Source organism: Methanoculleus thermophilus (assembly GCF_001571405.1).
GTDB classification, from domain to species: domain Archaea; phylum Halobacteriota; class Methanomicrobia; order Methanomicrobiales; family Methanoculleaceae; genus Methanoculleus; species Methanoculleus thermophilus.
The window spans coordinates 97,256-120,756 of record NZ_BCNX01000003.1 but is presented as its reverse complement, the minus strand read 5'-3'; the positions used below and the strand labels follow the sequence as shown (position 1 = coordinate 120,756).

Below are 23,501 nucleotides of genomic sequence, written 5' to 3'. Positions count from 1 at the left end.
TTTAGGACGATTTTAATGGTGATTGAAGAGAAACTTCAGGAACTTAAGGAGCAGATCAACAAGATCGTTCCCAGCGGGATCACAGTCTCAGATGTTGAGTTTGAAGGCCCTGAACTTGTAATCTACACCGACGACCCGAAACTGTTTGCCGACCAGGCAGATCTTATAAAAATATTGGCGCGAGACCTGCGCAAGCGCATCGTCGTGCGCCCGAATATTCTCGAAGACCCTGAACGGGCGGCCCAGGAGATCCGGGCTGTTGTTCCAGAAAGCGCCGGGATCACAGATCTCTTCTTCGACCCGGAGACGGGCGAAGTCCTGATCGAGGCAGAAAAGCCCGGGGTAGTCATCGGCAAGAACGGCATAACCCTCCGGGAGATCACAAAGCAGATCGGCTGGACGCCGAAGGTAGTCCGAACGCCGCCAATCGAGAGCGCGACGGTGAAGCAGATCCGCACCTATCTGCGGTCGGTGAAGGACGAGCGCAAGGCATTCCTGCGGGCGATCGGCCGCCGCATCCACCGGGAGGTCACAAGCAAAGACCAGTGGCTGCGGGTTACCACGCTCGGGTGCTGCCGTGAGGTCGGCCGTGCTGCGTTCCTTATATCAACGCCGGAGAGCAAGATCCTGGTGGACTGCGGCGAGAAGCCAGGGAGCACCGCGAACGGGACGCCGTACCTTTACGTGCCCGAGATCTACCCCCTCGACACGCTCGATGCGGTCGTCCTTACTCACGCACATCTCGACCACTGTGCTCTCGTCCCCCTCCTCTTTAAGTATGGCTACGAGGGGCCGGTGTACTCCACCCCTCCGACGAGGGACCTCTCGGCGATGCTCCAGCTCGACTACCTCGATGTTATCCGGAAAGAGACGGATAAGATCCCCTACACCTCAAACGAGGTAAAAACCTACATAAAGCACTCCATCACTCTCAATTACGGCAGTGTGACGGACATCGCTCCCGATGTCAAGCTCACCTTCCACAACGCGGGGCATATCCTCGGGTCGGCAATCGCGCACTTCCACATCGGCGATGGGCTCTACAACATTGCATTCACCGGGGATTTCAACTACCAGAAGACGAGGCTCTTCTCTCCCGCGGTATCGTCCTTCCCCCGGCTTGAAGCCCTCTTCATGGAGAGCACCTACGGCGGAGCGAACGATATCCAGCCGCAGAGGAAGGAGGCGGAAGAGAAACTCTACGAGATGATCTCGACGACGATCACGCGCGGCGGGAAGGTGATCATCCCCGCGTTCGCCGTCGGCCGGTCGCAGGAGGTCATGCTTGCCCTCGAAGAGGGGATCCGGCGAGAGAAGATGCCGGCAGTGAAGATCTACCTCGACGGTATGATCAAGGAAGCGACGGCGATCCACACGACCTATCCGGAGTATCTGAATAGCGACCTTCGAAACCAGATCTTCCGCGAGGGTATGAACCCCTTCCTCTCCGAGGCCTTCGTCCAGGTCGATTCGCCGGATCTCCGCGAGAAGGTGATCTCAGGCGACCCCTGCGTCATCATCACGACGAGCGGTATGCTCAACGGTGGTCCGGTGATGGAGTATCTCAAGGCTCTCGGTCCCGACGAGCGCAACTCGCTCATCTTCGTCGGCTATCAGGCAGAGGGGACGCTCGGGCGGCGGATCCAGAAAGGTTGGCGCGAGATCCCGCTCGGATGGCGTGAGACGATCGTGATCAATCTTGAGATCGCGACGGTCGACGGATTCTCAGGCCATTCTGACCGCAAGCAGTTGATGAACTACGTTGCTCACCTCCAGCCCCGGCCGGAGAAGATCTTCACCATCCATGGTGATGAGAATAAGACAATCGACCTTGCAAGTTCCATATATAAGCGGCACCGCATCGAGACGCACTCTCCCATGAATCTCGAGACCTACCGCATGATCTAGGTATGCTGCGGAGCCTCCCCATCCTTCTCGGGATATTCGTGGTGATGGCGTTATCAAACGCCGTCGTTCCCGTGCTCCCGGATTTCGCGGATGGGGCGGCAGCCCAGAGTGCGGTCTACGCCGCATACTTTCTGGGCACATTCATCTCGGTGTTGCCGGCGGGGATAGCGAGCGACCGGATCGGCCGTGTCCCGCTCATCCGTGCCGGCCTTCTCCTGACCCTCGCAAGCGGGGTCCTCATCCTGCTCTTCCCCTCTGGCCTTCCCCTCCTCATCTTCCGGGGAATCGAGGGGATCGGGGCCGGCCTCTTCTTCTCAGCGGCACTCGCGTGGGCGAATTCGCACCCGTCATCCGGGCGGATCAGCGGGTACGTCGTCGCGGCCCAGAACCTCGGCCTGGTCATGGGGCTCCTCGCGACAGGCTGGCTCGATTCGACGCTCGATAACCACCTCGCGGGGATAGCCCTCTTTACGATACTTTCCATCCCCGCGCTTGCGACGAGCGTCGCAATCAGGGAGAGCAAACTCGAAACGTTCGCAAGAGCGGATCTTGCCGGGATCGTCAGAAACTACTTCTGGCTCTTTGCGGCAACAGTCGTCCTGGTGGGGATGACCGGGGCAGTGGCAGCCATCTACCCGGAGTATAGCGGAAACGATTCGTCGCTTCTTGCCCTGCAGCTTGCAACGATCAACGTTGCGACCGTCGTTGCCGTGCTCATCGCGCCCCGTATCACCTTCCGTCCCGCTCCGACCATCCGGATCTCCTCGCTCCTTATGGCCGGGGCGGTCGGGGCAAGTTACGTAACCCCCTATGCCTTTCCAATCATCGGCGCCCTTACAGGGGTGATCATTGTCGCAATCCTTGCGTTCCTCGCAGAGACGAAGATCCAGCAGGGTGTGATGACCGGGCTCTTCAACACCTCCGCATACGCAGGGTTTACAGTCCTTCCCGCCCTTGCCGGGCTGGTCGCAGGAGAGATCGGATTCTTGCCCGCATTTCTCCTTCTTGCGGGGATGTCGGCGATGATGGCCATCCCTATCGGCAGGTGCCGGTGTGAGTTCCGTGGGTGACCCAGAGCACATATTACCACCCCGGTCATAACGATCATCCATGAAGATGCTGATCAACGGTGAGTGGTGTGACGCAGCCTCCGGAAAGGTCTTTGAGGTGCGTAATCCAGCTACGGGGGATCTGATCGAGGAGGTGCCGTTCGGTAACGAGGACGACGTCAGGGCTGCTGTAGAGGCCGCCGGGGAGGCATTCGCGGACTGGTCGACGAAAGATCCACGGGTTCGCTCAAAAATCCTCCTCTTTGCTGCAACGGAGGTTCGCCGCCGGAACACCGAACTTGGGACGCTTCTCACCACCGAACAGGGAAAGCCCATCCGCGAAGCGGTTGATGAGATCAACGGATTTGCAAATATTCTTGAATACTACCACGCCCTCTCTGCGAGGGAACAGGGAGAGTACTTAAAGATCCGGGGCTACGGCCACGCTGCAGTCCAGAGACGTCCGCTCGGCATCTGTGGTGCCATTATTCCCTGGAATATGCCGGCGATCATCATGGGCTGGAAGATCGGGGCGGCTCTGACGGCAGGGAACACCATGGTCCTGAAGCCTGCCCGCACTGCCCCGCTGACCTGTATACGGCTCGCAGAGATCCTCGAAGAGGCAGGGCTTCCTCCCGGCGTCTTGAACATCGTCACCGGCCCGGGAGAGACCGTCGGCCGCGAGATTGCGAGGAACCCGGGCATTCGGAAGGTCTCATTCACCGGCGAAGTCGGGACAGGAAGGCAGGTCGCCATGGACGCCGCACCGACAATGAAGCACCTCACACTGGAACTCGGAGGAAGCGATCCCATGATCGTTGCGGATGATGCCGATATCGGGATGGCGGTTGAGGGGGTCATCCGGGGTCGATTCTACAACTGCGGTCAGGTCTGCACGGCAGTCAAAAGACTCTATCTCTTTGATTCTATCGCGGATGAATTCATCCGACACTTAAAATCGAGGGTCGAGGAGATCGTCGTCGGGAACGGATTGGATCGCGGCGTCAGCATGGGACCGCTGAACAACCGGGCAGGTTTCATGCGGGTCGTCACCCAGGTCGATACCGCCCGGGAACAGGACGAGGGAACGATCATCACGGGAGGGCGGACTCCTGAGGGTGAAGCATACAAACGAGGGTTCTTCTTCCTGCCGACGCTTGTAACCGATGTCCCCTATGACTCAATCCTCTTCTCGGAGGAGGTCTTTGGCCCGGTGCTCCCGATAGCGACCGTCTCGGGCCTCGATGAGGCGATTGATCTCGCAAACAATAGCCGTTACGGCCTCGGGGCCTCAGTATGGACCCGGAGCGCGGATGTGATCGCCCGGGCGACGGAAAGCCTCGAGGCGGGAATTGTCTGGGTCAACCAGCATCTTCGGATTCCGCCGGAGGTGCCGTTTGGAGGGATGAAATCAAGCGGCATAGGCAGAGAGAACGGCAGCCGGGCGCTCGAGGAGTACACAGAGGAGAAGACTGTCCTGATACGCCTCTAAGCCTCTTATATCCCAACGGATGCAATGATTCCTGGAATACGAGTCGATATTGGCCGCTCATCTCCCTAGCAGCTGGAGTGAGAAGATTGCCCCGGTCACCGGATCTATCACCAAGACCCGGTCACAACCATAAATAAGATTTATATAATTGAATACGTATCCATCCCCCCTCCCAAGGGGGGATGGATAGAATGAGACAATGGATGACTCTGTGCATCTGCATCCTCGTCTTTCTGGCAATGCCGCTTGGTGTGACGGCGGCAGTGGTGGGGGACGAGAATGCAACGATGACACCCGTGGGCCAGACCGGGCAACCGGTCAATCTGACAGAAAATGTGACGATTGTCGAGTACATCAATCAAGACCGGAATTTGACAACGCTGGCCGAAGCAATCGATACGGCCGGGCTCTCTGACACCCTGAATACGACGGGACCGTACACGGTCTTTGCTCCAAGCAATGAAGCGTTCATTGCGCTCGGCAATGATACCGTCACCCAGCTCATGAACGAACCCGGGAACCTGACTATACTGCTCCAGTACCACGTTATTGAGGGCGAGTACACCGCAGCGAACCTCACCAACATGAGCCAGAACCAGACAGGAGGCCAGTCTGACGGCGGCGTCATCGAGATCATCAGCGGACTCCTCGGTGGTGAAGAGGCCGGGAACATGACGACGCTCAACACGCTTTCCGGTGAGACCTTAAACGTCACCACCAGCGACGGCGAAGTCATGGTTGAGAATGCAACCATCACCATCATGGACATCAACACAACCAATGGTGTGATTCATATCATCGACCGGGTCCTGGTGCCTCCGGCCCTGAACCTGACAGCAGCCGAAAATCAGACCATGACGCCGATCCCGACAGAGACGATGACTGAGAGTCAGCCTCTGGTGGGAGTCGTGCAATGACGTAAACGGCCAGGAGGGATGGCAGCAAGTATCGGTTCCGGGTACTGAAGAGGCGGATTATTCTCTTAACTACTCTTTTTTTGGGGATATTATTGCACAGACTGCAAGTTGCTCCACTATGGCACCCGGAACCGTCAACTGCGCCGGGGTAAGAGGCAAGCCGGGTCATCGAGGATTGCAAGCGGAACCCCATGCCTCAAAAGAACATGCCGTCCGCTTTTACGACGGCTGGGGACCAGCCGTTGATGTGTCTGTTCATGATGAATGAGGATGTAGAAATGCCTCTGATCAAACCTTTATTTGACCTAATATCCACTAAAAAATTTTTATGACAATATTTTTATATTACAACGATTATCCCCTTGGCCGCAAGGGGGGATATGCATGAGAAGACCTGTAGAGTTCAGTTTGTGCATCGTTCTTCTCCTATCAATCGCTGCCGCAAGCACGGCAGTGCTGATCGGGGAGGGGCCTGTTGAACTGAACCCGGATGAGATTGTAAGCATTACACCGGTTAACAGTACCGAGACGTATGAGGTGCCTCAGATTAGCGTGCTTGGAGCCCTTGACGTAGCCTCAAACCTTGGTGCATTCGAGTATCAGGTTGTTGAAGATCTGCCTCCACAAGAGGGAAACCTCAGCATCCTGTCGATTATGAACATCTCTAACGAGATTGTGAACGGCACTCCGCATAACTGGACATACTGGATAAATGACGAACGGGGTACAACCGGACCTGCAGTGACGAACGTGACCGACGGCGACAGCATCATCTACTCTTACGGACCTCTTAACCACACCATAGAGAACGCCTCGTATACGCTGATAGTCAATGCGACTGTACTCGGGGCAGCCGTCAATGTGACTCCGACACCGACAGTGAACGTGACCCCGACACCAACGGTCAACGTAACACCGACACCGACGGGGATTCCACCGCCAGCAGAGAACGTGACACCGGCGATCAACATCTCCGACCAGTCGATTGAAAACGCTACGGTGGTCGTTGACACTGCCACGATTCATCGACCCGGATGGGCGGACATTCACGCAGACGAGAACGGAACCCCGGGGCCGGTCATCGGTTTCAGCCCGATCAGTCCGGGTGTGAACGAGAACGTGACCATTGCAATTGATGTCGAGGAGGCAACGCCGGTCCTCTACGCCATGCTCCACCTTGACCAGGGAGTACTTGGCGTCCACGAGTTCCCGGGCCCTGACGTGCCGGTCCTCCTGAACGGGAGCCCTGTCCAGCAGGCATTCAACGTGACCGGGGGACTGCCGTCAGTGAACGTCACCCCGACACCAACGGTCAATGTGACTCCGACCCCGACGGTGAACGTAACACCGGCACCGACAGTCAACGTCACTCCAACACCGACTGTGAATGTCACTCCGGCACCAACGGTCAATGTGACTCCGACACCGACGGTGAACGTGACTCCGGCACCGACAGTCAACGTCACACCGACGCCGACGGTGACGCCAACCCCGCCGGCCGCCGAAGCGAACGTCACCATCATTGAACCCATGGAGGGCGCCAGCATCCCCACCGGGAACGTCACGGTGAGCGTGAATGTCACGAACTTCACGCTTGTCGAGCCGACCGGGCAGCCGAACGCCCCGGGCGAGGGGCACCTGCACTACTACCTGGACGCCCCGATACCGACGAATGAGAGCGAACCGGCCATCCCGCCGACCGGCGGCTACGTCGTCTCCGCGAACCTCACCCACACCTGGGAGAACGTGACGCCGGGAGAGCACAACCTCTCGGTCCAGCTGGTCAACAACGACCACACGCCGCTCAGTCCGCTCGTCTTTGAGACGGTGAACGTCACGGTCGAAGAGAACGTGACCCCGACACCGACGGTCAACGTCACTCCAACGCCGACGGTCAATGTGACCCCGACACCGACGGTCAACGTCACTCCAACGCCGACGGTCAATGTGACTCCGACGCCGACAGTCAACGTCACGCCGACGCCGACGGTCAATGTGACTCCGACGCCGACAGTCAACGTCACGCCGACACCGACGGTCAATGTGACTCCGACGCCGACAGTCAACGTCACGCCGACACCGACGGTCAATGTGACTCCGACGCCGACTCCGGTGGTGAATATCACCGAATTGATCGTCGCTGAGCTTGCTGATGAAGAGAATCTGACGACCTTCGTCGAAGTCGTAAACAACTCCACTCTCGACCAGAGCCTTGAAGAGAACAGAACTTACATCATATGCGCCCCGACGAATGATGCGTTTGACGAACTCGGCAACGAGACGCTCTCGCTCATCTTCAACAACACCACGCTCTTAAACACTATCCTCGAGTATCACGTCATCCAGGGCGACTACACGATCGAAGAACTCGTGATGCTGTGCCAGAACTCAACCGACGGCCAGATATCCCTGCCGACTGTTGAAGGATCAGGGGTCAACGTTTCAATAACAGACGGCGGTCAGCTGATCATCAACAACTTCACCGTCCAGAACCAGATCCAGATCACGAATAACATCAATGTCTACGTGATTGACGGTGTCCTGATCCCGCCGGATGTCACAATCCCAACACCCACGCCGACGCCGACACCAACAGTGACTGTGACTCCGACACCGACGGTGAATGTAACCCCGACGCCGACGGTCAATGTGACCCCAACACCAACGGTCAACGTCACACCAACACCGACGGTCAATGTGACTCCGACACCGACGGTCAACGTCACTCCGACACCGACGGTCAACGTCACTCCGACGCCGACGGTGAATGTGACTCCGACACCAACGGTCAACGTCACCCCAACACCGACAGTGAATGTGACTCCGACGCCGACAGTCAACGTCACGCCGACGCCGACGGTGAATGTGACCCCGACGCCGACAGTCAACGTCACCCCAACACCGACAGTGAATGTGACTCCGACGCCGACAGTCAACGTCACACCGACACCGACAGTCAATGTGACCCCGACGCCGACGGTCAACGTCACTCCAACACCGACGACGCCAACCCCATCGACCGGGGAGACTATGGACCTCGAACTCTATGAGGGCTGGAATTTCATCTCCATCCCAAGACAGCTTGCTGTAGGCAACGACACTGTAGGACAGGTTTTCAGTGAAGTCGAGACTGATGGGCGGCCGATCTACACATTTGAACCGGCAACCGGCTTCACTCCGGTGGGCGAGAACGAGACTCTGGAAGTCCTTGTTGGATACTGGGTCTATTCAACCGAGGATACAACCATAGAACTGAGTCTCAGCACCAACCCGGTGAGAGCGCCCGCCATGAGGACGCTCAGCTCAGGCTGGAATGCCATTGGCTACTCTGACATGACACCACGAACTGCGGATGAAGCCCTGGGATCAGTGGAGGACGCTTGGGTCTATGTCGTCGGGTTCGATGCGGAGAACCAGATGTATCGCTCGGTGCTCATCAACAACCAGACCGGAGCACAGGGTGAGAACCAGAGACTCAATCCAACCGAGGGCTACTGGCTGTTCATGCGCGATGAGGGCAGACTGGCTGCCATCAGCGCATAATTTTTTAATTTTGAGGGAAATTTTCCCGGGTGCCAAAAACCGGCAATATGTTGCCAGCGTTGATCTGGTGAACCGGTCCGGATCTCTCCTCGTTACAATGGAGGCATTCCGTAAATTGATCAACCCGACGGCCCACAGTGACACCAGGGCCTAGATCCGTTTGCCCGATAGCCAACAGGAGCACTCCTCTCCAAGAGGCATTCCGGCGAACCGATGATACCGGGTGGGTCTGCCGTATCCGGTCATCACCAACTCAGAACTAGTTCTCTTCATATTATCGTCGTTTTGGCCTCAAAACACAGTAACTTTTTTATTCACCTAGAGCTATGGGCATGCGTGTGTCCCTCCGGAAGGGATGCAAACAAGAAAAGGTGGTAAGAACAATGGCAGAAGAGAGACCCTCGGTTAGAGGCGGGCAGGCCTCTGTAGCACAGACAGCATCGGTTGAAGAGTTGAGTGCATCCGCATTCCAGAAGTATCTTGCCGGCATGGACTACCCCGCCAACAAGCAGGACCTGATCAACCATGCCAGGAAGAACAATGCACCCAACGCAGTGATTCAGGTTCTTGAGATGTTCCAAGACCAGACCTTCCAGTCCGCAGCAGAAGTCAGTCAGGAGTTTGGCAGGGTCAAATAACTCTTTTTTTTACGCGTCAAAAGAATGCGAGGGGAGCGATTTGAACGCTCGAACTCCTTCGAGACTGGACCCTGAATCCAGCGCCTTTGACCTGGCTTGGCAACCCTCGCGCCTAATATTGTAGTATCTCCAACAAAATAAATCTAATTACTCCCCGCTCGTTGTGGAGGGGGGAGGGTTGTGGTTGTTGTTATCCATGAACCGCTTCATCTCGAGTTCCCGGAGTTCATAGCGCTTGATCTTGCCGGATATGGTCTTTGGGAGCGACTCCACAAACTCGATCGCACGGGGATACTTGTAGGGCGCCGTCACTCGCTTAACATACCTCTGAATATCCTTGACCAGCGCTTCGCTGGGCTGATATCCCGGTTTTAAGATGATGAAGGCTTTGACAATCAGGCCCCGGATCACATCGGGAGAGCCAACGACCGCTGCCTCCTGCACAGCCGGATGCTCCATGAGCGCGCTCTCGACCTCGAACGGCCCGATCCGGTAGCCGGATGACTTGATGACATCGTCGTCGCGCCCGATGAACCAGAAGTAGCCGTCCTCGTCCATGTAGGCTTTATCGCCGGTATAATAGAACCCATTCTGGAAGACCCTGCGGTTCTCTTCTTCATTGTTCAGGTAGCCGCGGAAGAGCCCCACAGGCCGGGGATCGAGTCTGATCGCGATCCGCCCTTCTTCACCGACACCGACCGGATTCCCTTCATCGTCGTGAAGTTCGACATGCCAGCCGGGCATGGGCCTCCCCATGGATCCGGGCTTGCACTTCATGCCAGGAAGAGTCCCTATGCAGAGCACCGTCTCGGTCTGGCCGTAGCCCTCATAGATCGTCTTACCTGTCCCTTCCTTCCATGCCCGGATCACCTCGGGGTTGAGAGCCTCACCGGCGCTGCAGCAGTGGCGCAGGTCGGAGAGATCGAACTTGTCGAGATCGGCGAGGATGAGCATCCGGTAGATGGTCGGGGGGCAGCAGAATGTCGTGATCCCGTACTTCTCCATGAGCGGCAGGATCTCGGTGGCGTGGAACCGCCCCCTGATGTCGTAGACGAAGATGCACGCGCCGACGATCCACTGACCGAAGAGTTTTCCCCATGCGCTCTTCCCCCAGCCCGTGTCTGATATTGTCAGGTGGAGATCGTTCGGATGCAGGTCGTGCCACAGTTGCGCGGTGACGATATGCCCGAGCGGATAGGAGTAGTCATGGACCACCATCTTCGGCTCGCCGGTAGTCCCGGAGGTGAAGAAGATCAGCATAGGGTCCGTCGATTTGGTCCGCTGCATTCCGGGGAGGTTCACCAGCCTGTGTGAGCAGGGTGCGGGGTAGTCAAGTTCAACCGGGTAGCTGACCCACCCCTCTCTCACGCCATCGATCAGGAGCCGAACCGCGAGCGTGGGGCACTCATCACAGATCTCATCGACCTTGTCCGCATGTTCGGCCAGGGTGATGACCATCTTGATCTCGGCTGCCTGGATGCGATATTTCAGATCTTTCGGTGTCAGCATCGTCGTTGCGGGACAGTAGACAGCACCGAGTTTGATGAGGGCGATAACGAAGATCCACCACTCGGGCACCCGGGGCAGCATCAACATCACCCGGTCACCCTTCTTTATACCATATTTCAGACAGATGTTGACCGCCTGATTTGAGAGCCGCATGAGGTCATAGAATGTGTATTTCTTCTCGTTGCCCTTCTGGTCGGTCCAGATCATCGCCAGTTTATTCCGATCCTTCTTCGCCCATGCATCGATCACGTCGAAGCCGAAGTTATAGTATTCAGGGACGTCTATCTTGAAGTTGGCGCAGAGGTCTTCATAGGATGGGGGGTTTTGCGTATCATCTGCCATAACGTGATCAATAAAATTGCGCGCTCATGATTTAAAGAATGCACGACCGTGAAGAACGCTCTAAATTCGTAATGGCCATAAAGATTATCCATTAGTATTATGGTCCGAAAAATGATACTCATATCGATGGATGAGAAGGGATACGAGTCACTGAAAATCGAGAACATCGTTGCCTCCGGGGTGATTGCCGACTCGATCGACCTCGAAAAAGTATCAGATAAAATACAAAACTGCGAACTGAATACGAAGAGGTTCCCCGGAGCGGTCTATCGCATTGAGAAGCCGAAGATCGCATCCCTGATTTTCTCCTCGGGAAAAGTCGTGCTCACCGGTATCAGGAACAAGCAGGACCTCCGCGAAGGCCTTGATATCATCATGCACTCACTTCGGGATGCCGGTATCGATACGTATGACGAGCCACAGGTCGCGGTCACGAACATTGTCTGTTCGTATGACATGGGCAGGTACATCAACCTGAACAAGGTGGTCATCACTCTCAACCTTGAGAACATCGAGTACGAACCTGAGCAGTTCCCGGGACTTGTATACCGCATTGAGGATCCAAAGATTGTCGCCCTCCTCTTCAGTTCCGGAAAGATCATCCTGACCGGCGGAAAGAACATCGAGGATATCAAGCGAGGACTCGATTTCCTGGAACAGCGGCTTGAAACAATCGTGTAAACCTCTTTACTGTTGTTCATTTTCTGAGTAAAAATGAGGCCGAGGAAAGCCTCTTTTTTGTGCTGTAAGGTTATCGCCAGATTACTCTGCCGGGCATGATGCCGTCGGGAGAACCTGGGTTAGAAGAGCCTCATCTTGCCCGACTGTGGCGGTACCGGATGTGTTGCTACTCCAGTGCAACTCCGGCGATACCGCACGAGCTCACTACCAGAACCTGTGCGTCTTTACGTAGTTCCGCTCGGCCTTGAGGATCTCGCGGTAGAAAGCATCCCCTTCGGTCATGGTGGCAAGTATCCGTGACGCCACCTCAGGGCCGACGCCCTTTGCCGCGAGGGCTATTATCGCCTTCTTCCCGCTGGAGAGGACGATGTTGGCGTTTCGAAGGAACCTGACCTCGATCGCCCGCTCCTCATCGGACTTGTTCTTCTTCTTCACCGCCGGAATGAGCTGCTCGTCCCAGGGTTTTAACGCCGCGATGAGGCGCGCATTGCAGAGTGGGCATTGCGGGCGATCCGGGACCCGCTCCACGGTCGTCCGGCTCTTCCACTTCCGGCAGTGCATGCAGAAGAGGACGACATCCTCCTTCTCAAGCCGGCGCATCAACGTCCCGATCACCGCCTGGTCGATCATCGGCGGCGGAATCATGTCCCGGGAAGACGAGAGCACATCGCTCCCGAGCGGGCTTAACCGCCCCGTGACGACCGCGATCCTGCCGTCGCGAAGGCGTTTGAGGATCTCCTGCGCTGCGTCCACGTCCATCGAGTTTGCGAAGAGTTCCCGGTATGCCTCGGCGGCGATGACGGTCTCGTCAAAGAGCTCGATGAGCCGGTGGATGCTGAACCGCTCGTAGTCGGCGTCCGCATCGATGGCGCCGAACTTCTTTGCCACCTGCACAAGTTTCCACTTAAAGAGCGCCGTTCGTTTCAGGGCGAGTTTCAGAATCCCCGAAAGATGCATGGGTTCGAGCGCCGCAAGGGTCTCCTGAACCTCCAGTGCGCGGATCTCCGGGGGCAGGCGCAGGAGGAACCGGTAAGCGCCGACCTCGATCCCGACGGTCGTCCCGTAGCGGGCCGATAGGAGGACCGAGAGCGCGCGTGCCAGCGCCTCGTTCGCCTTGTGTCCGCCGCAGACGTTGCAGACGACGCCTTCGTCGGTGTTCTCGAGGGTGATGAGGCGGTCGGTGGGGACGGGGTAGTTTCCCTCGTCCATTCCGGCCATGAACCGCTCTGCGTATGCTATCGCGCAGGGATCGTCTGAGTAGCGGTCAAACGCCCGAGTTCTCCGGAGCGCCCCGACCTCCTGGGCGACAGCGAACGGCACCGGGATCTGCTCACCCTCCCATGACGGGACCTCGCCTTTCGCCCGGGTGGCCGGCTCGACCGTGATCCTGTTTCCCTCAATCTCGAGCACCTGCCAGAGCTGGCCCTTCGTGATGAAGACCGCGCCGGTATGCATCCACCCGAGGACGAACGACTCGTCGAGCGTCCCGACCGTGCGGCGCGAGACCATATCGAAGATCTCCATCTTGCGCTCGTCGTGGATCATCGAGAGGTTCTCGATGAGGTAACGCCGGGCCCGCCCCGTCCGGACGATCCGGGTCCCGTCGATCCGGATCAGCCGGTGCTCCACCATCTGGCGGCAGACGGAATCAAGGAGCGGCCCGCAGCCGGCAAAGACCCCCGATCGCTCGATCATCTCCCGAACGCGGGAGACCTCGATCTCGCCGTACTCGACCGCAATCGCCGCCACCTGGTTCGCGAGCACATCGGCAGCCCCGGCTGGCGGGATGATCCGCTCGCACTCGTTCGCCCTCGCCCGGCGTGCGATCACGAGCGACTCCAGGAGATCGTCAAACCCCGTGGAAAGGACGGTCCCGCGCGAGACGGTATCGAGACGGTGGCCGGCCCGGCCGACCCGCTGGACCAGGCGCGAGACCTGTCGGGGGGAGCCGAACTGGACGACGTGTTCGATATGCCCGATATCGATCCCGAGTTCCATCGAGGATGTGGCGATGAGTGTCCGGATCTCGCCCTTCCTGAACCGTTCCTCGGCATCGACCCTGACGTCCCGTGAGAGCGAGCCATGATGGACCTCGACGTCGCCGCGGGAGTAGAGCTGATGGCCGAGGGCCTCAGCAGTCACCCGGGTGTTGACGAAGACGAGGGTGGAGCCGGGGGCATCGAGGCACTTCTCGACGGCCCGCGTCTGGGAGGAGAAGTCCTCTCCGGCGAACTGGACGTTGATCGCGAGGCTGCTTGCGACCGGGACCTCGACGAGCGAGAACGGGCGATTCCCGCAGAGAAACCGACCGATATCGTCCGGGTTCCCGACGGTCGCCGAGAGGCCGATCCGCTGGAATTCCCCTGCGCAGGCAACCAGGCGCTCGAGCGCCACCGCAAGTTGGGCTCCCCGTTTGCTGTCGGCAAGCTCGTGAATCTCGTCGACGACGACATACCTGACATTCTCCAGGTGCTTGCGGAGGCGCTTGCCTATGAACAGTGTCTGCAAGGACTCAGGGGTCGTGATGAGGAGATCCGGCGGGTTCAATGCCTGCTTTCGCCGCTCGTTCTGCGGCGTATCCCCGTGCCGGACCCCGATCGAGAGTCCGAGTTCCCGGCACCACCACTCCATCCGATTGAGGATGTCCCGATTTAAGGAGCGGAGCGGTGTGATATAGACAGCCTTGAACCCCGCCCCGGTAATCTCAAGGAGCCGGTCGAAGACCGGAAGCATTGCGCTCTCGGTCTTTCCCGTGCCGGTCGGCGCTACCAGGATCAGGTTCTCCCCGTTAAGGAGCCGCGGGATAGACTGCTCCTGAGCGGGAGACAACTCAGTAAACCCGCGCTTCCGGACGACCTCCTGCACCCTAGGATCGAGGAGATCAAACGCCGTCTGTGGGGCAGAGTGTTGCCGGCGTGCCGACGTACGTGCCATCTGCGAGATACACCTCCGCGCTTTTTTCATCAATGCACCGTGAAAGGGGCCCAAGCCCGCTCTTCTTCAACCGTCCGACGTCGATTCCTCCTGCAAATTCGTTGAAGGCGGGGACAAAGAGGAGCCGGGTGCGATCTCCCGACGGCTCTTCGATCCACGAGTAGAGGTAGGCAGGCCTGGCACGTGCTGCGCACCCGACGGCATCCACGATCGAGATGACCGGATGGTGGTGGCCGATGACGATGAGGTGACCGGAGAGTTCCGGGTCCGGATGGGTGTGGCCGTGAAGGTAGCCGACGCCGTCGATGAGTGCGCCCTCGGCCGGGAGGAGTTCTCCGGGGTTAAGAAAGCGACCGATACCGCCGTCATGGTTGCCCGGAGTGACGGCAATCGGGACCCGGTCGCGGAATTCCTGCAGGACGCCCGGAAGTTCACGGTACTCCTGCCTGCTCGTTATCGGGACGTTGTGTTTTACGTCCCCCAAGAGGAGGAGGAGGTCGGGATTCGTCTCTTCAATGCAGGCGAGCACGCGCTTGGTCCGCGCGGCGCTCCGGCTTTGGATGTGGACGCCGTGGCGCTCGAGGCCCGATTCGATGCCCATGTGCAGGTCGGCGACGACCAGCACGCGCCGGTCATGCTCGACCAGGAGGGCCGGGCCGTTCTCGATAAAATGAAGGCGCATAGTATGTCAGATAAGTTTGATCATGCCCGATGCGGGCTGGTAACATTCCCCTGCGGCAAGAAGTTCTTCAAGCGCGACCCGGGCGTCGCGGGCGGAGAGGCCGGACTGCACCCCGACGGCGATTGCATCCTCAACTCCGATGCCCCTGCTTCCGCCCTTATCCTCGAGGGCGGCAAGGAGTAGGTCGCGCCCGATGATAGGCGTGATCTCGCCGACGGAGATATCCGGGCGAATACTTGCAAGCGCGGTCCGCACCATCCCGGCCATATCCCGGATATCCTCATCCGTGGTCTGATAGAGTCGGCGAGCGGTCGCGGTCCGCTCATCAGCGCATTTCTTGAGGGCTTCGAGCCGATCAAGCGTTGCATCGGCGGTCGCGAGCACCCAGAGGTCACGGGCTGTACGATCCGCCGCGCAGAGCGCCTCGGCGTTCACCGTCGCGTTTGCTCTCGCCCCGGAACCGATGAGCACTGCCCGCCCGGTGACGGCGACGAATGCCGGAGGTTCAATGTACCTGAGTGTCTCAAGAGCATCCGGGCTCTGCCAGTCCGCCGTGACCCGGAACGTCCCGGTGGGGTCGGCAACCCGGGCCCAAATAACATCTCCGCTCCCTTTCTGCTCGGTGATTGCACCGACGACGAAGAGGCGGCGGCACCATGCCCCGGTTGGCGTCACCACATAGGAGCCGTCCCGGTCTTCGCTCGAGTCTATAGTATGACGCGCGGAGGAGAGATCACGCGCAAATATCCGTCCTGAAAGTTCCATACGTTCGTTATGGGTGCGGAAATGCCGGATCTCCATTCGAACCTCCGGTATTTCCATACGTACCTGTACTTACTTGTTCGTTCTCACCCCTCTAAAAAGGATCATCGCCGAGATAGCGATGCTTTTACGATGCTCGAGCGCCAACAATTCCATGCAATGGAAGGCAACCACACCATCTGGATAGAGAAGTATCGGCCCAGAAGACTCGAAGAGATGGTCGGACAGAAGGAGATCGTGGTGCGCCTCCAATCCTACGTCAAGACCGGCAACCTGCCACACCTCCTTTTTACAGGCAGCGCGGGGATCGGGAAGACGACTGCAGCCGTGGCGCTCGCACGGGAATTCTTCGGCGACACCTGGCAGATGAACTTCCGTGAGATGAATGCCTCCGACGAGCGCGGCATTGACGTCGTTAGAAACCAGATCAAGGACTTCGCCAGGACATCACCGCTTGGTGACGCGACGTTCAAGATCCTCTTCCTTGACGAGGCAGACGCACTCACGACGGACGCTCAGGCAGCTCTGCGAAGGACAATGGAGACTTACGCCCGGACCTGCCGGTTCATCCTCTCGTGCAACTACTCGTCAAAGATCATCGATCCCATCCAGAGCCGGTGCGCCATCTACCGGTTCAGGCCGCTCGATAGAGAGGCCGTCATTGAGGAGGTGCAGCGGATTGCCGCAGCCGAAGGCCTCACCATCACGGATGGAGCGCTCGATGCCATCGTCTATGTCGCATCGGGAGACATGAGGAAGGCAATCAACGCTCTCCAGGGCGCGGCCATCCTCCAGGCGAATATCGACGAAGAGACAATCTACTCAATCACCGCAACCGCCCGCCCGGATGAGATCGACGAACTTCTCGACCTCGCAATAGAAGGAAGGTTCGATGAGGCGGAACAGGCTCTCTCCGCATTGACCCGCGACCGGGGCATTGCCCCGAACGAGTTGATCAACCAGTGCTACCGCGCTCTCGTCCAGCGCGATATGGACCGGACGCTCAAAGTAAAACTGATCGACGCCCTCGGCGAGACCGATTTCCGTCTCTCGGAAGGGGCAAACAGCGACATCCAGATGGAGGCGCTGCTCGCCCGGTTCGTCATCGCTTCCAAGCAGCACCGTTGAGGGATTCTCTGTGCCAAAAGAGATAACCGTGGAAGTCACCGATGTCGTCGGTGAGTGGACGAAGTTCTTGAAGAAGCAGTATAAGCGAGAACTTGCCGAACTCTCCCGCGAGTATCCCCACAAACGGTCGCTCTATATAGATTTTCGGAAAATTCTGAATAATAAGCTCGCGTTCGAGCTCCTGCGAAGCCCAGGAAAGGTCATCGGGGATATCCGGGATGCAATCATCCAGAACAAACTCATCAAACTCAAGGACGGCCAGGACCCCGACCTGATCAACATTCGGTTCACGAACCTGCCGCAGAGGACCAACATCCGGGATATCAGGGCCGAGCAGATCAACACTTTCATCAGCATTGAAGGAATCCTCCGAAAGACGACCGAGGTCCGCCCCCGGATCGTGAGCGCGGTCTTCCGTTGCCGCACTTGCGGAAAGAACACGGATCCTGTTCCCCAGAGTTACGGACGGTTCGATGAGCCTGAATTCTGCCCGAACTGCGAGCGCAAGACTCGTCTCGATCTCGTCATGAACCGATGTCAGTTCGTCGATGCACAGAAACTCCGGATCCAGGAGTCGCCTGAGGGGCTCCGTGGCGGCGAGCAGCCCCAGACGCTCGATATCGACGTCACCGACGACCTCACCGGGATGGTCGCACCGGGGGATCGGGTTGTGGTGAATGGGATCCTGCGCTCGGTTCAGAGGGTCAACTACGGCCAGAAGAGCACGCTCTTTGACATCTACCTTGAGTGCAACTCCATCGAGGTTGCCGAGAAGGAGTTCGAGGAGGTCTCGATCACCGAGGAGGACGAGGCGAAGATCCAGGCGCTCGCCCGCGATCCCCAGATCTACAAGAAGATTGCCCGGTCGATCGCACCTACGATCTACGGCACGGACGACGTAAAGGAGGCGATTGCGCTCCAGCTCTTCGGCGGCATCGCAAAGGAGATGCCGGACGGCTCCCGTCTCCGCGGCGACATCCACGTCCTCCTGGTCGGAGACCCCGGTATAGCAAAGAGTCAAATCCTGCGCTACGTCGTGAAACTCTCGCCCCGGGGTATCTACACGAGCGGCAAGTCGTCGACATCCGCCGGTCTGACGGCAACGGCGGTCAAGGACGAGTTCGGCGACGGGCGCTGGACGCTCGAGGCCGGTGCCCTGGTCCTCGCGGATATGGGGATCGCCGCTGTCGACGAGATGGACAAGATGCAGAAAGAGGACCGGAGCGCGCTGCACGAGGCAATGGAACAGCAATCTATTTCGGTGGCCAAAGCCGGGATCACCGCGACCTTGAAGTCCCGTTGCGCCCTCCTCGGCGCGGCGAACCCGAAACTCGGGCGGTTTGACCAATTCGTCCCGATCGGCGAGCAGATCAACATGCCGCCCTCGCTCCTCTCGCGCTTTGACCTCATCTTCGTGATGACCGATCAGCCGCAGGCCGAGCGCGACGAGGCGATCGCCAACCATATCATCAAGACCCACGCAGTGGGCGAACTGATCAAGCAGCACGAGTATAAGCCCCTGCCGAACGTCGACGACGCATATATCCAGCGTGCCCTTGCGCCGGTCACACCCGACATCGACCCGTCGCTTCTCCGGAAGTACATCGCCTACGCGAAGAGGACATGCTTCCCCATCCTCTCCGACGGGGCAAAGGAGGCGCTCGTCGCCTACTACATGCGTCTCCGCAACCTCGCAAGCGGCAACAAGCCCGTCCCGGTTACCGCCCGGCAACTCGAAGCGCTGGTGCGGCTCTCGGAGGCGAGCGCCCGGATGCGGCTCTCGAACACCGTTGATACGGAAGATACCGACCGGATCTTAAAGATTGTGGATGCATCTCTCCGGCAGGTCGCCTACGACGCCGAGACCGGGAGTTTCGATATCGACAAACTCGTGACCGGGGTCACGAAGGCGCAGCGCGACATCATCCGGTCGGTCAAGGAGGCGATCCGGAACGCCTCCGCCGACGGAGGCGGCCAGGCGAAGGTCGAGGAGGTTATTGAGATCCTGGTGCAGCAGGGATTCGCCCGCGACAAGATCGAGCACACCATCGAGCAGCTGAAGCGGGGCGGCGAAGTGCTCGAGCCCCGGCACGGGCTGGTGAAGTTGATCGGGTAGGGGGATGCCTTCTCCCCCGGCACACCGGGTCCTCCTTTGCCGGCCCTATTTTTTCGGCGAAGCGTTTTGTTTTATTTTTTTTGCAGCAGGACGCCGGACGTGTAGAGAGCGAGGACAGAAACTATAAGTAACCCAACACCCAGGCTCCTGTATGGCGGAGCCGGGCCCGGATAACTACGATAAAGAGCTTGGATCCACACTTGGGCTTCTGTTGGTCATCATCTGGATTGTCCTGCTGGTCTTAAGTCGAGACCACCCTCTTCCCGCGCCAGAATCTCTGCCAGGAAGGCCTCACGCGGGCGCGAAACAGGGTGATCCGGTCCGATGAGAGCATCGTCCTCCGCAAACCTCCACCCCCTCCTCGAGCGCCTCTCCCAAAGCCGGCTGCGGTTCGTAATCCCACCGTTCGTCGCGGCCATTGCGTGGGCCGTCTGGGTAGGTTCGCCAGCGTCGCCTCGGGTCATCCGGGGCCCGCACCGCTCTACGCCATCCTCGCCTTCTTTCTGGTGCTCATGATCCTTGCGGTTGCCGGGGCCGCGACACCGTTCCCGATTGTTTCAGGCGTCCTCTCGTTTCACGGAAAGATTCAGGCGATGCTCGTCACCGCCGCAGCAACGACCCCGCTTGTATTTCCCCTGTTCATAACCCCGCACCGCTGGAGAGGCGAGCCTCCGCTGCTCGCGGACAGATTGCCGATCTTTGGGCGGCTTCTTGACGATATCATGAGCGCACTGCCGCTCGCCGAAGGTACAGCTGCACACGACCTGGCATTCTCTGCGTTCCTGCTTCTTGGGTTCTACCTCGAGTGCGTGCTGGTCGCCGCCGTCTTCTACGTCATCCTCCGGCTGGTCATCTCCCTTCGCCACCCAGATACGGGGAAAGGGGAGAAGATGGGATAATGGCTCCATCCACCGGAGCGATGCGCCTGAGAACAACGGCATCATATCAGATTCAGAAGAGTGAAACGGCTATCCACCGGGAGTCGCACCTGGCGGTGCTCCAGCTCCGGTTCTACGAACCATCGCATATCGCCACGCGGGGGAGGGACCGGGAGGGGGTGTCCCCCTCCCGGCAAAGATGTTTAGAGATGCCCACATCCGCCAGTACTCCAGACGGCACAACTACGCCACCCTCGATGCCGAACCCCACAAAACCAAAGTTCCTGCGTGTTTATGAACGCGTGTAAAACAAAACCTCCTCATTCTCATCGCCCCCGGGGCGCACCTTCTTACTCCCGCACCTCCAACCTACTAACCATGATCACCGACCGCGAGAAAGCGGCCTTCGAAGCCGGGATCAAGCTCGGCGCCCTCTACCACCAGTTCGTCGGGACGCCGATCGCCCGCGAGACCGCTGCCGCCGTTGAGACCGCCATCGAGCAGGCCGTCGGACTGCAGCCTTACGTGACGGATATCCGCGTCCGGCTGAACCGGGATATGATGGTCTCGAACCGGTTCGGCTACTCGGAACTTGCCGGAAAGATGTTTGATGTCGAGATCACGACCACAGTCGGGACGACCGTCTGCCGGGCCCGACTGCACCTCGAGGACGATTACCCCATGATGGAGATCGTCGAGATCCATGAAACCACCAGCGATACCGATCACTGACGACCATATCCACATCGACCCGGTGAACGGCCGGGGGATCGAGGCCGCGAAGGACTTCCGCCGCAGCGGGGGGACGCACATCTTCCTGGTCTCAAAGCCCTCCTGGTCGTTCGGGATCGAACCCTCGTCTGGCGAGGACTACCGGGAGGTCTTCGAGGCGACGCTCCGGGTAGCCGAGATGGTCCGCGAGACCGGACTCGTCGTCTACCCGGTCCTCGGGGTCCACCCTGCGGAGATGAACCGCCTTGCGGCGCGGATGACTCTGGACGAGGCCGCCGCGGTCATGATGGCCGGTCTCGACCTTGCGGCCCGCTACGTCGAGGAGGGACGGGCTGTTGCTCTCAAGAGCGGTCGGCCCCACTACGAGGTCCCGCCGGAGGTGCTTAGCGCCTCAAACGCGGTCCTCTTCCACGCACTCGAACTTGGCGCCGAACACGGCTGCGCCGTCCAGCTCCACGCCGAGAGCGGACCCTGCATCGATGTCGTCGAGATGGCCGCCGAAGCGGGTATCCCGATCGAGAGGGTCGTCAAACACTTTGCGACGCCGGAGACCCCGCTCATGCCCTCCTTCATCGCGCGGCACGAGGATATTCCCGCGCTTGCCCGCGAGGGGCGGCGGTTCACCATGGAGAGCGACTACATGGACGAGAACAGCCGGCCCGGAGCGGTCATCGGGCCGAAGTCCGTTCCGCGGTTCACACGCAGGTACCTCGAGGAAGGACTCATCACCGAAGAGGATGCCTGGCGCATCCATGTCGAGACGCCATCCCGCACCTACGGCGTTGATATTGCCCTTCCTTGAGGCAACAGCGCACCTTTTTGATGATTCCCGATCAAGATATCTGCAATGTACTTGAAAGTGCACCGTATACCGGGCGCCGGTGAAGTGGTGGCTGCCTGCGATTCCGAGCTGCTCGACGTCACCCTGATGCACGGCGACGTGGAAGTCTGCATCACCAGAGAATTTTACGGCACGGAGCGTGTTGCTGAGGAAGATGTCAGGAGAGCTCTTGCCGGTGCCGATAACGTTAATATAATAGGGAAGCGTGTCGTAGCCCTCGCAGAAGCCATGGGGCTCGTCAATGAGGAGGACTGCATCATGATCGGCGACGTCCCCCATGCTCAGATATTCAGGATATAATCCCATGACCATCCAGACGAGCATCTGCCCCCGATGCGGGCAGCCGACCGAAGAAGGGCTCTGTCCGCAGTGCCGGGCCGCGGATGTCCGACTACTCACCTGCCAGCCCCGGGTGACGGCGGTCTACTGTCCGGTCTGCGACTCGCAGAAGCGCGGCAAGACCTGGTCGGACCTGCAGATGCCGCGTGAGGACTTGATCGCCGAACTGGCGGTATCGGCGACGAGCATCCACGAGGATGCAAAGGATATCCGGGTCACCGTCCGGTCGCAGGAGACCGGGCCGAACAGGACGACCTGCACCGTCGAGGTGGAAGCGACGATGTATGGGGTCCCGGTGAAGGAGACCTGCGAGACCGAGATCATCTGGCAGAAGGAGTCCTGCGACCGGTGCAGCCGCATCTCCGGGGGCTACTACGAGGGGATCGTCCAGGTACGGGCTACGAACAGAAAGATCAACGCCTACGAGCGCGAAGTTGCCGCAAGGATTGCGGAGCAGGTCGAAGAGTCGCTCCAGCAGTCGGGCGACCGTTTCTCGTTCATATCGGATCTCCAGGACACAAAAGACGGCGTCGATATCACCGTCGGGACACAACACCTCGGCCTTGAGATCTCAAGGATGATAACCGGAGCGCTCGGCGGACGGTTTACAACCCATCCGAAACTGGTCGGTGAGAAGGAGGGAAGGGCACTCTACCGGATCACCTACTCGATTCGGCTGCCGTTCTACCAGAAAGGCGACGTGGTGGTCGCCCGGGGCGGCTACTTTGAGGTGCGTGAGATTGACGGGCAACGTCTCCGGGTCTTTGACCTGCAGAACGGCACGGCCCGGACCCTCACTGAGGATGAGGTGGAGCGCCTCATCGGAAACGTTCGCGAGGCCGAGTCCGCGCTCGTGGTCTTCACGCAACCGGGCGCCGTAGGACTGATGGACCCAAAGACCTACCAGACCAAAGAGGTGAATGCGGTGCCCTGGACGTTCCCGGTGGAGGGGCAGCCAATCCGGGTGCTCCGCGATGAGGTGGAGGATCGCCTGGTCATCGTCGGGTGAT

The 23,501-nt window shown here is 59.0% G+C and carries 18 protein-coding genes and 1 tRNA gene; 14 read left to right on the top strand and 5 right to left on the bottom strand.

Annotation, left to right across the window (positions count from 1 at the left end):
• Positions 1-15: 15 nt before the first annotated feature.
• The 6 genes from MCUTH_RS00660 to MCUTH_RS00635 all read left to right on the top strand — a co-directional run bounded on the left by MCUTH_RS00660 (position 16) and on the right by MCUTH_RS00635 (position 9,547).
• Positions 16-1,908 (top strand): beta-CASP ribonuclease aCPSF1, encoded by a 1,893-nt coding sequence (locus tag MCUTH_RS00660; protein WP_066954021.1) that lies wholly within the window; start codon positions 16-18, stop codon positions 1,906-1,908.
• A 2-nt stretch (positions 1,909-1,910) separates the two neighbouring features.
• Positions 1,911-2,978 (top strand): MFS transporter, encoded by a 1,068-nt coding sequence (locus MCUTH_RS00655; RefSeq protein WP_066954018.1) that lies wholly within the window; start codon positions 1,911-1,913, stop codon positions 2,976-2,978.
• 40 nt (positions 2,979-3,018) lie between these two features.
• On the top strand, positions 3,019-4,449 hold the full coding sequence (locus MCUTH_RS00650; protein ID WP_066954015.1) for an aldehyde dehydrogenase family protein: 1,431 nt from the start codon (positions 3,019-3,021) through the stop codon (positions 4,447-4,449).
• Between the two features lie 203 nt (positions 4,450-4,652).
• The gene (locus MCUTH_RS00645; RefSeq protein WP_224732756.1) at positions 4,653-5,366 is read left to right on the top strand and encodes a fasciclin domain-containing protein; all 714 of its coding nucleotides are present in this window, start codon (positions 4,653-4,655) and stop codon (positions 5,364-5,366) included.
• Positions 5,367-5,750: 384 nt separating this feature from the next.
• Complete coding sequence (locus MCUTH_RS11865; protein WP_191092824.1) at positions 5,751-8,909, top strand: fasciclin domain-containing protein; 3,159 nt, start codon at positions 5,751-5,753, stop codon at positions 8,907-8,909.
• A 383-nt stretch (positions 8,910-9,292) separates the two neighbouring features.
• Positions 9,293-9,547: a DUF2795 domain-containing protein gene (locus tag MCUTH_RS00635; RefSeq protein ID WP_066954007.1), complete on the top strand. Its 255-nt coding sequence runs from the start codon at positions 9,293-9,295 to the stop codon at positions 9,545-9,547.
• A 25-nt stretch (positions 9,548-9,572) separates the two neighbouring features.
• Here MCUTH_RS00635 and MCUTH_RS00630 read toward each other — a convergent pair.
• Positions 9,573-9,657, bottom strand: a tRNA-Leu gene (locus MCUTH_RS00630).
• Positions 9,658-9,694: 37 nt separating this feature from the next.
• The gene (locus tag MCUTH_RS00625) at positions 9,695-11,398 is read right to left on the bottom strand and encodes an AMP-binding protein (protein ID WP_066954005.1); all 1,704 of its coding nucleotides are present in this window, start codon (positions 11,396-11,398) and stop codon (positions 9,695-9,697) included.
• A gap of 126 nt (positions 11,399-11,524) precedes the next feature.
• Here MCUTH_RS00625 and MCUTH_RS00620 point away from each other — a divergent pair, with 126 nt between their 5' ends.
• Positions 11,525-12,079 carry a TATA-box-binding protein gene (locus MCUTH_RS00620; RefSeq protein ID WP_191092825.1) on the top strand — a complete coding sequence of 185 codons (555 nt, stop codon included), beginning with the start codon at positions 11,525-11,527 and terminating at the stop codon, positions 12,077-12,079.
• A 204-nt stretch (positions 12,080-12,283) separates the two neighbouring features.
• On the opposite strand, the gene MCUTH_RS00615 is transcribed toward MCUTH_RS00620, so the two are convergent.
• From MCUTH_RS00615 to MCUTH_RS00605, 3 genes are read right to left on the bottom strand one after another with little or no spacing between them, the layout of a single operon-like run.
• Positions 12,284-15,013: a DEAD/DEAH box helicase gene (locus MCUTH_RS00615; protein ID WP_066954001.1), complete on the bottom strand. Its 2,730-nt coding sequence runs from the start codon at positions 15,011-15,013 to the stop codon at positions 12,284-12,286.
• A complete protein-coding gene (locus MCUTH_RS00610; RefSeq protein WP_066953998.1) occupies positions 14,961-15,695 on the bottom strand; it encodes a metallophosphoesterase in 735 nt (244 codons plus the stop codon). Before MCUTH_RS00610 ends, MCUTH_RS00615 begins: the two co-directional genes overlap by 53 nt.
• 6 nt (positions 15,696-15,701) lie before the next feature.
• Positions 15,702-16,460, bottom strand: coding sequence for a hypothetical protein (locus MCUTH_RS00605; RefSeq protein WP_066954667.1), 759 nt, complete (start codon positions 16,458-16,460; stop codon positions 15,702-15,704).
• Between the two features lie 156 nt (positions 16,461-16,616).
• On the opposite strand from MCUTH_RS00605, the gene MCUTH_RS00600 reads away from it, so the two are divergent.
• The 7 genes from MCUTH_RS00600 (at position 16,617) to MCUTH_RS00570 (ending at position 23,500) form a co-directional block, all read left to right on the top strand.
• Positions 16,617-17,585 (top strand): replication factor C small subunit, encoded by a 969-nt coding sequence (locus MCUTH_RS00600; protein WP_066953995.1) that lies wholly within the window; start codon positions 16,617-16,619, stop codon positions 17,583-17,585.
• 10 nt (positions 17,586-17,595) lie between these two features.
• On the top strand, positions 17,596-19,701 hold the full coding sequence (locus MCUTH_RS00595; RefSeq protein ID WP_066953991.1) for a minichromosome maintenance protein MCM: 2,106 nt from the start codon (positions 17,596-17,598) through the stop codon (positions 19,699-19,701).
• A 422-nt stretch (positions 19,702-20,123) separates the two neighbouring features.
• Positions 20,124-20,600 (top strand): hypothetical protein, encoded by a 477-nt coding sequence (locus tag MCUTH_RS00590; protein WP_066953988.1) that lies wholly within the window; start codon positions 20,124-20,126, stop codon positions 20,598-20,600.
• Between the two features lie 357 nt (positions 20,601-20,957).
• A complete protein-coding gene (locus MCUTH_RS00585; protein WP_066953985.1) occupies positions 20,958-21,311 on the top strand; it encodes a dihydroneopterin aldolase family protein in 354 nt (117 codons plus the stop codon).
• Positions 21,283-22,113: a TatD family hydrolase gene (locus tag MCUTH_RS00580; protein ID WP_066953983.1), complete on the top strand. Its 831-nt coding sequence runs from the start codon at positions 21,283-21,285 to the stop codon at positions 22,111-22,113. Before MCUTH_RS00585 ends, MCUTH_RS00580 begins: the two co-directional genes overlap by 29 nt.
• Positions 22,114-22,158: 45 nt before the next feature.
• Positions 22,159-22,452, top strand: coding sequence for a DUF424 domain-containing protein (locus tag MCUTH_RS00575; RefSeq protein WP_066953980.1), 294 nt, complete (start codon positions 22,159-22,161; stop codon positions 22,450-22,452).
• A gap of 4 nt (positions 22,453-22,456) precedes the next feature.
• Entirely contained in the window at positions 22,457-23,500 is a 1,044-nt protein-coding gene (locus MCUTH_RS00570; protein ID WP_066953977.1) for a 60S ribosomal export protein NMD3, read from the top strand.
• Position 23,501 lies beyond the last annotated feature (1 nt).

What these genes read in the sequence shown, in the direction of transcription:
- MCUTH_RS00575 (WP_066953980.1), top strand. Translation starts at nt 22,159, where the DNA reads ATGTACTTGAAAGTGCACCGTATACCGGGCGCCGGTGAAGTGGTGGCT.
- MCUTH_RS00645 (WP_224732756.1), top strand. Translation starts at nt 4,653, where the DNA reads ATGACTCTGTGCATCTGCATCCTCGTCTTTCTGGCAATGCCGCTTGGT.
- MCUTH_RS00635 (WP_066954007.1), top strand. Translation starts at nt 9,293, where the DNA reads ATGGCAGAAGAGAGACCCTCGGTTAGAGGCGGGCAGGCCTCTGTAGCA.
- MCUTH_RS00585 (WP_066953985.1), top strand. Translation starts at nt 20,958, where the DNA reads ATGATCACCGACCGCGAGAAAGCGGCCTTCGAAGCCGGGATCAAGCTC.
- MCUTH_RS00610 (WP_066953998.1), bottom strand. Translation starts at nt 15,695, where the DNA reads ATGCGCCTTCATTTTATCGAGAACGGCCCGGCCCTCCTGGTCGAGCAT.
- MCUTH_RS00580 (WP_066953983.1), top strand. Translation starts at nt 21,283, where the DNA reads ATGAAACCACCAGCGATACCGATCACTGACGACCATATCCACATCGAC.
- MCUTH_RS00600 (WP_066953995.1), top strand. Translation starts at nt 16,617, where the DNA reads ATGGAAGGCAACCACACCATCTGGATAGAGAAGTATCGGCCCAGAAGA.
- MCUTH_RS00650 (WP_066954015.1), top strand. Translation starts at nt 3,019, where the DNA reads ATGAAGATGCTGATCAACGGTGAGTGGTGTGACGCAGCCTCCGGAAAG.
- MCUTH_RS11865 (WP_191092824.1), top strand. Translation starts at nt 5,751, where the DNA reads ATGAGAAGACCTGTAGAGTTCAGTTTGTGCATCGTTCTTCTCCTATCA.
- MCUTH_RS00660 (WP_066954021.1), top strand. Translation starts at nt 16, where the DNA reads ATGGTGATTGAAGAGAAACTTCAGGAACTTAAGGAGCAGATCAACAAG.
- MCUTH_RS00615 (WP_066954001.1), bottom strand. Translation starts at nt 15,013, where the DNA reads ATGGCACGTACGTCGGCACGCCGGCAACACTCTGCCCCACAGACGGCG.
- MCUTH_RS00620 (WP_191092825.1), top strand. Translation starts at nt 11,525, where the DNA reads ATGGATGAGAAGGGATACGAGTCACTGAAAATCGAGAACATCGTTGCC.
- MCUTH_RS00605 (WP_066954667.1), bottom strand. Translation starts at nt 16,460, where the DNA reads ATGGAACTTTCAGGACGGATATTTGCGCGTGATCTCTCCTCCGCGCGT.
- MCUTH_RS00625 (WP_066954005.1), bottom strand. Translation starts at nt 11,398, where the DNA reads ATGGCAGATGATACGCAAAACCCCCCATCCTATGAAGACCTCTGCGCC.
- MCUTH_RS00570 (WP_066953977.1), top strand. Translation starts at nt 22,457, where the DNA reads ATGACCATCCAGACGAGCATCTGCCCCCGATGCGGGCAGCCGACCGAA.
- MCUTH_RS00655 (WP_066954018.1), top strand. Translation starts at nt 1,911, where the DNA reads ATGCTGCGGAGCCTCCCCATCCTTCTCGGGATATTCGTGGTGATGGCG.